The following is a 9,618-nucleotide window of genomic DNA, read 5'->3' as shown; positions in this document are numbered from 1 at the left end:
TTCATAAAAAAAGAGCGTATTTACATACGCTCTTTTTACAGTATTTTAACTTTTTTTGCTTAACTGACTGGCATTAACTCTACGGAGTGCTTTTTTGTGTTTGGCTTTTGTTGTTGTCATGATTCATCCAAGTATCTTTTATAAAAATGACTTATTGTTCTGTCATGCTGAGCCTTAACTAATCAAATTTACATAAAAATAGAGGATAAGCAGCAAGATGGATAATCAATTAGAACAAGCGCGTGACGCATGGTTAAACGCCTTTTTTACGGGCAATGTTGAAACACTCGCACAGTATGAAGATGACGATTTTAGCGTAATTTATGAGGCTGAATCGCGCGTGGAAAATCGTGAAACACGTTATGCCACAATTCAGCATGCAATTAAAAATGGGGTATGGAAGCCACAAAAAACCAATGTCGATTCTGAAGAATATGCATTTGACCGTGAGCAGGTCAACTGTCGGATTCAGATTGGTTTGGCGGATGAACAGGGCTATATTCAAGAAATCTGGCGCTATTTACAGGGCTGGAAAATTCAGGAATTACGTTTTTGTGCAGCCAAAGTCAGTGCCTAATGAGTCGTATGGCTTGTGGATAATTTTAGATAATTAGGACTGAATTTTTAATTCGCTGATCGTATATTTGAGCTAAAAGCAGAAAAATAGTGGTTTTGAATTTAAAAACGAATATCAAATTAGGTTGTGGGTAACTTTTGAATCGGCTTTGAATTTAAATCTAAGATTTTAAATTTAAACGTTGCGCTTTGAATTTAAAATGCATGATTTGAACACCTAGCTTCTTGCTCGATCTGATTTTAATTTTTATTGCAGTTTGCTGTGGAACATCAGGGATTGGTCTGTGCTAAATCTTTAGCTGTGGATTGATTAGATAAATTAAACACATGCAGCGAAGGTTTTAGCTTCGTTTATATTTTGATTGTGAAGATAAATTAAAGGATAGCAATTAAGGATAAAAAGTCTGTGCCCTCAGCACTGCGTTGGATAACAGACACAGTCTAAAGGCGATGATGATTAATACTTAATTGTCTGAATAATCAGGCTTATTCAAAACTACTTTCGAGTTCTTCAAGTTCCATCATCAGTTCAAGCATATGTTCTTCTGCTTCTGCCAATGCTGCTTTAAGATCATTTTGCTCATTCATCAGTTGAAGTAAATCATCTTTACGTGATGCTTCATATAAGGCGGTATCTGCCAAAAGGTTTTCAATTTCGCTCAAACGTGGTTGAATTTTTTCAATTTTAGCTTCGCATTTTTCAATATTTTTACGTAAAGGGCGGGTCTGCTCACGGCGTTGAGCTGCCAGTTTACGCTGCGCTTCTTTATCAATTTTACTCGGACTGGTTTTTTCAGCTACTGGGCTTGGGTTACTGCTCTCCGTGCTGCCTTGTTTGATCATGTCTGCGCGTGCTTGACGCAACCAGTTGGCATAATCCTGTAAATCCCCCTCAAATTCAGTACATTGTCCTGCATGTACTAAAAGTAGATCATCACAAACACTGGCAATCAGTTGACGTTCGTGTGAAACCAACACCACAGCACCTTCATAGTCTTGCAGCGCCATGGTTAAGGCGTGCCGCATATCTAAGTCTAAATGGTTGGTTGGTTCATCTAGAATCAGTACGTTAGGGCGTTGCCATACAATTAAAGCCAAAGCCAAGCGCGCCCGTTCACCACCCGAAAAACTTTCACACGGGGTATCCATGCGTTCACCGCTAAAGCCAAAGCTGCCTAAAAAAGAGCGTAAAGTGGCTTCACTGATTTTAGGATCGGCAATACGTGCCAGTTGTAACATTGGGCTGGCATTATCATCTAAAGCATCCATTTGATGCTGTGCAAAATAACCAATATTGAGCAATTCAGACGCTTTACGGGCACCAGACAATAAGGCTAATTCACCAACTAAGGATTTAATCAGGGTCGATTTACCCGCACCATTCATCCCCAATAAACCAATGCGGCTGGTCGGAGTGATTTGTAGGTTAATTTTACTGGCAATGACTTTATTTGCATAACCAATACTGACCTGCTCCAAGGTTAATAAAGGTGAACTCATTTTGGTGGGTTCACGGAAACTGAAGGTAAATGGCGTATCTACATGCGCAGGGGCAAGTAATTGCATGCGTTCCAATTGTTTGATACGGCTTTGCGCCTGACGTGCTTTGGTGGCTTTGGCTTTAAAACGGTCAATATACTTTTGCAAATGTGCGCGGGTTTCTTGCTGTTTTTCATAAGCTTGTTGATGCTGTGCCAAGCGTTCACTGCGGGTAGTTTCAAAAGTAGAATAATTGCCGGTATATAAAGTCAGTTCACCATTTTCAATATGTAAAATATGATCGGTAATAGCATCTAAAAAATCACGGTCATGTGAAATCAGCACTAAGGTTCCTGAATAGGCTTTGAGCCAGTCTTCCAACCATAAAATGGCATCTAGGTCTAAGTGGTTGGTGGGTTCATCCAGTAACAGCAATTCTGAACGGCTCATTAAGGTGCGAGCCAAATTCAGGCGCATGCGCCAACCACCTGAAAAGCTACTCACAGGCAAGTTATTTTGATGTTCCATAAAGCCTAAACCTGCCATCAACTGTGCTGCTTTGGCAGGGGCAGTATAGCCATGTATTTCATCAAAACGACCATGCAAATGCGCAAGGCGGTCATTGTCCATTTGTTCAGGCTGTTCTAATTGTTGTTGAATATTCCAGTATTCCTCATCACCTGAAAGTACAAAATCTATTGCAGGCAAGTCCAAGGCTTTAACTTCTTGTGCCATGTGCGCCACAGTCCAACCTTGCGGACGGCTCAGTGTACCTTCATCGGGGGTTAAACTGCCCAAGAGTGCGGCAAATAAACTAGATTTTCCTGCACCATTTACACCAGTCAGACCGACTTTCCAGCCAGGATGGATTTGCATAGACGCTTTTTGGAATAAAACACGTCCACCGCGGCGTAAAGAAACTTGGTTAAGTTGAATCATGGTGTTTACTGGTCACAACAAAAGGTGTGCCTATTCTAATAGAAGCCCAGAAGAAAATAAAAATAAGCAGGGTTTTATTTATGCTGCCCTGAATTTTTAGTGCTTAAAAAGACAAAAAACAGCTTTTTCCAAGCTAAATAGCCACAGTTTGTTTATGACTTTGTAAACAAGAGCAGGAGAGCTTAAATCGGCGAAAAGTTAGCGCTGAATTTTAAACCATTAAAATTTAAATGAATTATCTCATTTTTAATATTGGTGTATGAACAGTTGAATCTGCTTTTGACAGAATTGACAGATGAAATTTGAGTAAATGCTCTATTTTTTTAATTTGAACTTGCTTAATATTTATTCCGTGTACGGACACTCAAAAATAAAAAAATGTGTAGAAGGATCGTAACAATGAAAAAAACATTAGCAACCCTTACCACTTTGGCTGCAATCGGTTTCAGCGCGCAGGCGCAGGCAGCAAAAGTAGATGTGTGTGTCTTTGACTTACTGGGTAAGTCTGGTGAATCATTTCAAATGGCACAAGAGTGGGCCTTGGCTGCAAAAGGCTGGGGTGCAGAAGTTAATTTAATTCCGCGTCAAGATGAAGCGGTCGCAGACAATGATTTTAAGGCAGGTAAATGTGATGGGGTATTTATGACCGCCATGCGTGCCCGTCAGTACAATAAATTTGCAGGTTCAATTGATGCATTGGGTGGCGCACCAAGTAATGTTATTGCACAGCGTGCCATCAGTTTTGCCCTAGATAAACGTAATGCAGCCAAAATGGTCACCAATTTAGGTGGGAAAAAGTATGAAGTGGCAGGGATTTCACCTTTAGGTTCAGCTTTTATTTTTGTGCGAGATAAAAATATTAGCTCTATTGAAAAAGCAGCAGGCAAAAAGTTTGCAGTACTTGGTTATGACGATGCGCAAAAAATTATGGTGCAGCGTGTTGGTGCGCAAGCCGTAATTTCAGATGTGTCTAACTTTGTGGCCAAGTTCAATAATGGTCAGGTAGATATGGTTGGTGCGCCTGCTTATGCTTATAAACCTTTAGAAATTTATAAAGGTTTAGGCAATAACGGGGCAATGTTTAATTTCCCTGTGTTGCAAGTGACAGCTGACTTTGTGATTCGTCCTGAACAATTTCCTGCAGGTTTTGGTCAAAAATCACGTGATTGGTTTGTGAAAAACTTACCTAAAGCCATGCGCATGATTAACCGTTTGGAAGGTGAAATTCCAGCCAAATATAAAATGAACCTCAGTGCAGAAGATAAAACCAAATATCAAAAAATGCTGCGCGATGGACGTATGGATATGACCAAGCGTGGCATTTATGACCCTGCCATGATGAGGGTATTAAAACGTGCCCGTTGTTCTGTCGAAAAAACCAATTTTGAATGTTCACTTGGTGGTGAATAACGAAGCTGTAAACAACCGAGCAACTGCTCGGTTGTTGATGACTTGAAATTTGCTTTAAGTCAGATAGATAACAACAACGCTAGAAAAACAAAAAATAAGGAAGACATGCATGAAACAATGGACGCAGGCTTTATTATTCGGTGCGGGAATATCTCTGGCTGCCAGCGCCGTACAGGCCAAACAAGTGGTTTGTGTATTTGATTTGGTTGGAAAAAGTGGTGATGTTTACAACCTAATGCAAGATTATCAATTGGCCGCAAAAAATTGGGGTGCCAATATTGAATTACGTGTTGGTCAAAACGAAGGAGTTATTGCAGAAGACTTTAAAGCAGGTAAGTGTGATGCGATTAGTGTAACAGGTATGCGTGGGCGCCAATTTAACCACTTTACAGGTTCATTGGATGCCATTGGTGCTATTCCTGATTTAAAACTTGCAGTAAAAGTCATGCAAGGGTTGGCCAGTCCTGCGTTTGCCAAATATATGCGCAATGGTCAGTATGAAGTGGCTGGTGTAATTCCAGTGGGTGATGCATTTTTGATGGTGAATGACCGCAGCATTAATAGCGTGGCCAAAGCTGCAGGCAAAAAAATTGCAGTTTTAGATTATGACCAAGCGCAAAAAATCATGGTACAGCAAATTGGTGCGCAAGCAGTTAGTGCCGATGTTACCAATTTTGGCAGTAAATTTAACAATGGTCAGGTCGATATTATTGGCGCACCAGCCGCAGTTTTCCGTCCTTTAGAGTTACATAAAGGTTTAGGCAGCAAAGGCGCAATTGTGAATTATCCAATTTTACAGGTGACGGGTAATATTATTATTCGCCCAGATAAATTCCCTGCAGGTTTTGGGCAAAAATCACGTGAATGGGTTAAAGGCCAATTACCACGTGCCTTTGGTATTTTAGGAAAAATGAAAGCCGATATTCCTGCCAAATATTGGATGCAAGTGCCTGCAGCAGATCAACCAGGTTATCAAAAAATGATGCGTGAATCGCGGATTGATTTGACCAAACGTGGAGTCTATGACAAGCGCATGATGAAATTATTGTGGCAATTCCGCTGTAAAGAAGCGCCAACCAATTTCGAATGTGGTTTGCAGGATGAAAATTATAAATGATTCGATAATCTTGAGATAATTACTCAGAATTCACTTTAATTCTGCATCACAGTCCCAATATTGAGTATGCTATACTTGAATAGTGGTCTTTTTGCGAAAAAGACATCTGAATTGTATCTGAGGAATCCATCATGAATGCCCAAGCACTTGAGCTGACCGATAACGCTGCTAAAAAAGTTCGCCAATTGCGTGATAGCGAAGGTAATCAAGACTTAATGCTACGTGTCTATGTCACAGGTGGGGGCTGTTCAGGATTTTCTTATGGTTTTAACTTTGCAGAAAGCCAAAATGAAGATGATGCAGAATTTGTGAATGGCGATGTAAAAATGCTGGTCGATTCACTCAGCTATCAATATTTAGTGGGTTCAGTGGTAGATTATATTGAAGGCTTAGAAGGTTCACGTTTTGTGGTACAAAACCCGAATGCAACCACGACCTGTGGCTGTGGTTCTTCATTCTCAATCTAACCAATGTGATCTAAAAATTATTTAGGTATAACCATCTAAAAACTGGATGGATGTACTACAAATTAAAAAGCCTTTCCTGTGCAGAAATAGGAAAGGCTTTTTTGTTCCTGCTTGGAGTTAAACCAAGGTCATGGTACCTAAAATGCGATCACCTTTTGCCCCAGTCACAGCAGGTAAATTACCACTTAACTGTTGGCAAAAACGCATCGCTAACCAAGCAAACGCCGTCGCTTCTACCCAAGTTGGGTTCAAACCTAAATCGGCTGTGCTTTGCACAGTCCACTGATGTTTTCGCAAACGCCAGCGTAACTGTTCCAATAGGTAGGAGTTATAAGCACCACCACCGCAGACGTAGACTTCGCCTGTATCCATGCCAGAACGGTAAATGGCTTTTTTAATGGCACGTGTGGTTAGCTTTAATAAAGTCGCTTGTACGTTTTCAGGATTATCTTCGAGTTCGTCATATTCCACATCATTGCGCCAATCGGCAATTTGTTCATCTAGCCATTCCAAATTAAAGTCTTCGCGCCCCGTACTTTTTGGCGGTTCTTTGGAGAAAAATGCATGTGCTTGCAATCGATCTAGTAAGCTGCGAATTGGATGTCCATAAGCGGCCCAATTGCCATTTTCATCATACGGCTGACCTGTATAACGCTCACACCAAGCATCCATTAAAATATTGGCAGGCCCTGTATCAAAACCAGATACTGCTTCAGGCTGCCCCGCAGGTAATAGGCTGACATTGGCAATACCGCCTAAATTTAAAATAACCCGATGAATACTCGAATGTTGAAATAAGTTTTGATGGAATGCGGGTACTAAAGGTGCACCTTGTCCACCTGCGGCCATGTCACGACGACGAAAATCTGAAATTACAGGAATTTGGGTGATTTCAGTGATGATATTAGGGTCACCAATTTGCAAGGTAAAGCCATGTTCAGGACGATGACGAATGGTTTGCCCATGTGAGCCAATTGCTTTAATTTGAGATTTATCTAGTTTATTTTTTTCGATCAGACTATTAATGCCATGACCAATCATGGTGGCTAAAGCTACATCGGCCTTGCCCATGCGGTCAATTTCATTGTCATCGGGCAAAGTGAGCGCCATGAGTTCGTCACGTAAATCAGGGTCAAACGGCAAAGTTAGGGTGGCGTGGAGTTGCAGTGGATCAAAAGAAGCAGCAACAAGATCGACACCATCCATGCTTGTGCCCGTCATTACCCCAATATAGATCGCTGTCATGGTTATTCTATAGCCTGCAATATGCTGAAAAAGTGTTAGTATATCGCACAAATTGAATAACTGATGTGTTTGGATTTCGTGATGTCAAATTTCCTGCCGGCTGAAGAACAACTTGCTCTCATTCAACGAGGCACGCATGAAATTATTTCTGAAGAAGATCTTCTGAAGAAATTAAAAGAGAATCGTCCTTTAAAAATTAAGGCGGGTTTTGACCCGACAGCACCTGATTTACACTTGGGGCATACGGTATTAATCAATAAATTAAAAGTATTCCAAGACTTAGGTCACGAAGTGTTTTTCTTGATTGGCGACTATACGGCCATGATTGGTGATCCAACAGGTAAAAGTGCAACTCGTCCGCCGTTGTCACGTGAAAAAGTTTTGGAAAATGCCAAAACTTATCAAGAACAGGTTTTTAAAATTCTTGATCCTCAGAAAACCAAAGTGGTGTTTAACTCTGAATGGTTTGCTACAAAAACTGCAGCCGATTTAATCCAATTGGCATCGCAGCAGACTGTAGCACGCATGTTGGAACGTGATGACTTCACCAAGCGTTATAACAACCAACAACCGATCGCGATTCACGAATTTTTGTATCCATTGGTACAAGGTTATGACTCGGTGGCCTTACAAGCCGATGTGGAGTTAGGTGGTACAGACCAGACCTTTAACTTGTTGATGGGACGTACCTTACAAGGTCGTTATGATCAAGAAGCGCAAGTGTGTATCACGGTGCCAATTTTAGAAGGTTTAGATGGCGTCAATAAAATGTCTAAATCTTTAGGCAACTATATTGGCGTGTTTGATGCACCGGGTGCGATGTATCAAAAAGTCTTATCTATGCCAGACAGTCTGATAGAACGCTATTTTGAATTACTCAGCTTTAAGTCAATGGATGAAATTGACGTATTGTTGAAAGAAATGGCAGAAGGGCGTAATCCTCAAGAAATCAAAAAGATTTTGGCACTTGAGTTGGTTGAGCGTTTCCACGGTGCGGAAGCTGCTGCAAACGCCCATAAAGGTGCGGGCAATATTATTACCGAAGGTGAATTACCAGAAGGTACACCTGAGGTGACCATTTCACGTGCTGAGTTTGGCGGTGAATTATTTATTGCTTCTATTGTGCGTGCAGCAGGCCTGACTAAAAATGCAGCGCAAGCCAAAGATGCAGTTGCACGTGGTGCAGTAAAAGTGGACTGGAATGTTGTAGATGCAGGTTTTTCTGTGAAGGAAAATGCAACGCATATTATTCAGGCGGGCAAAAAAGCGATTGCCAAAGTCACTTTTACCGACTAATCGTGTGCTAAGTAATTGAAAATAAAAGCAGGCATTGGCCTGCTTTTATTTTATGTTGGGTATATGAATTATTTAAATAAGTAAATTCAAAAAAAACCTTATAAAAACAACACTTAAATTTTGCCAAGTGGCTTGCATTTTTGCTCAGTTATGTATATGATTCATCCATCTAGACACAGTGTACAAAACAGATCTAGAGGGTACTTATAACTATAGCTCCACAATTTCCAAGTCTCTTCCCCAAGGGACTCTTTTTTTCTTATAACTATAATAACAATATATGGATCGTTTATAGATTCAACTCCGAGGGAGGGATTTTGGGAGAGATCTCTTTCTTTTTTTTGCCTCGATTTTAATGCTAATTTAGACCAAAAGGTAAATTCTATTTAATTTAGTCAGCGTTCTTTTATTTGCTACTAAGGCATTTGCAGTAAATAAGATGTAGCCCAGAAATTTGCAGGTTTCGTATTCACTAACTTTCACGCCATTTTTAAAGTAAGTATTTACATTTCAATCGAAGTCATAAAACTGTGAGCTTCTATTTTCAGTAATGAGCAAGATTGCTGTACTAACATAAAAAACATAAAGTAGATAAACGCCGTTTAAATGATTGGTTAAGATAAATTGGTATTTTTAAGCGATATCCAAAATTTTTGGTTAAAACTCAGATATAGATTTTAAAAAACTTAGGTTAATAGTTTGGGTTAATCGATGACAGTAGCTGCGAACTTATAACTTAGGTTAATCAAAAACAGTTTCTAAAAAGCCTCGAGGAGCTTGTGGATCGGACTTTTTATTAAATTTTGATGAAAAAATAGTAAAAAATTAAAAAACCAAGCAATTTTGTAGAAAAAAAATACATACGTGAAAAATATTCTAATTTAGGGCTTGCAAAGATTTTGAAATCCCCTAGAATGCACCCATCCCGACGCGAAACAACTTAGAAACTTAGCTCACAGGGTTAAGTTGTAGAGAAAGTTTTGCGTTATATTTTTACTGACGAAGTGAAAATAAGATCATTAAGAGATTATGAAGAACAACTTGTGTGGATTTTTACTGATTGATTAATCGAAAATATTTCATTGATTG

7 protein-coding genes are annotated in these 9,618 nt (G+C 39.9%); 5 read left to right on the top strand and 2 right to left on the bottom strand.

Annotated features, from left to right (window positions below):
• Positions 1-217 precede the first annotated feature (217 nt).
• A complete protein-coding gene (locus HHA43_RS12860) occupies positions 218-577 on the top strand; it encodes a hypothetical protein (protein WP_168542761.1) in 360 nt (119 codons plus the stop codon).
• Between the two features lie 485 nt (positions 578-1,062).
• Here HHA43_RS12860 and HHA43_RS12855 read toward each other — a convergent pair whose 3' ends face one another.
• Positions 1,063-2,994: an ATP-binding cassette domain-containing protein gene (locus HHA43_RS12855; RefSeq protein WP_168542760.1), complete on the bottom strand. Its 1,932-nt coding sequence runs from the start codon at positions 2,992-2,994 to the stop codon at positions 1,063-1,065.
• Positions 2,995-3,393: 399 nt separating this feature from the next.
• On the opposite strand from HHA43_RS12855, the gene HHA43_RS12850 reads away from it, so the two are divergent.
• The 3 genes from HHA43_RS12850 (at position 3,394) to erpA (ending at position 5,988) form a co-directional block, all read left to right on the top strand.
• Positions 3,394-4,404 carry a putative solute-binding protein gene (locus HHA43_RS12850; RefSeq protein WP_168542758.1) on the top strand — a complete coding sequence of 337 codons (1,011 nt, stop codon included), beginning with the start codon at positions 3,394-3,396 and terminating at the stop codon, positions 4,402-4,404.
• Positions 4,405-4,513: 109 nt separating this feature from the next.
• Positions 4,514-5,521: a putative solute-binding protein gene (locus HHA43_RS12845; protein WP_168542756.1), complete on the top strand. Its 1,008-nt coding sequence runs from the start codon at positions 4,514-4,516 to the stop codon at positions 5,519-5,521.
• A gap of 131 nt (positions 5,522-5,652) precedes the next feature.
• Entirely contained in the window at positions 5,653-5,988 is a 336-nt protein-coding gene (gene erpA, locus HHA43_RS12840) for an iron-sulfur cluster insertion protein ErpA (protein ID WP_004969742.1), read from the top strand.
• Positions 5,989-6,105: 117 nt separating this feature from the next.
• On the opposite strand, the gene HHA43_RS12835 is transcribed toward erpA, so the two are convergent.
• Positions 6,106-7,233, bottom strand: a complete 1,128-nt coding sequence (locus HHA43_RS12835) for an anhydro-N-acetylmuramic acid kinase (protein WP_168526448.1) — start codon at positions 7,231-7,233, stop codon at positions 6,106-6,108.
• Between the two features lie 63 nt (positions 7,234-7,296).
• Between HHA43_RS12835 and tyrS the strand changes: the two genes are divergently transcribed.
• Positions 7,297-8,529 (top strand): tyrosine--tRNA ligase, encoded by a 1,233-nt coding sequence (gene tyrS / locus HHA43_RS12830; protein WP_168418748.1) that lies wholly within the window; start codon positions 7,297-7,299, stop codon positions 8,527-8,529.
• Positions 8,530-9,618 lie beyond the last annotated feature (1,089 nt).

It is taken from the genome of Acinetobacter sp. A2, from assembly GCF_012371325.1.
In the GTDB taxonomy this organism is placed as follows: domain Bacteria; phylum Pseudomonadota; class Gammaproteobacteria; order Pseudomonadales; family Moraxellaceae; genus Acinetobacter.
This window is presented reverse-complemented; position numbering and strand designations above follow the sequence as displayed.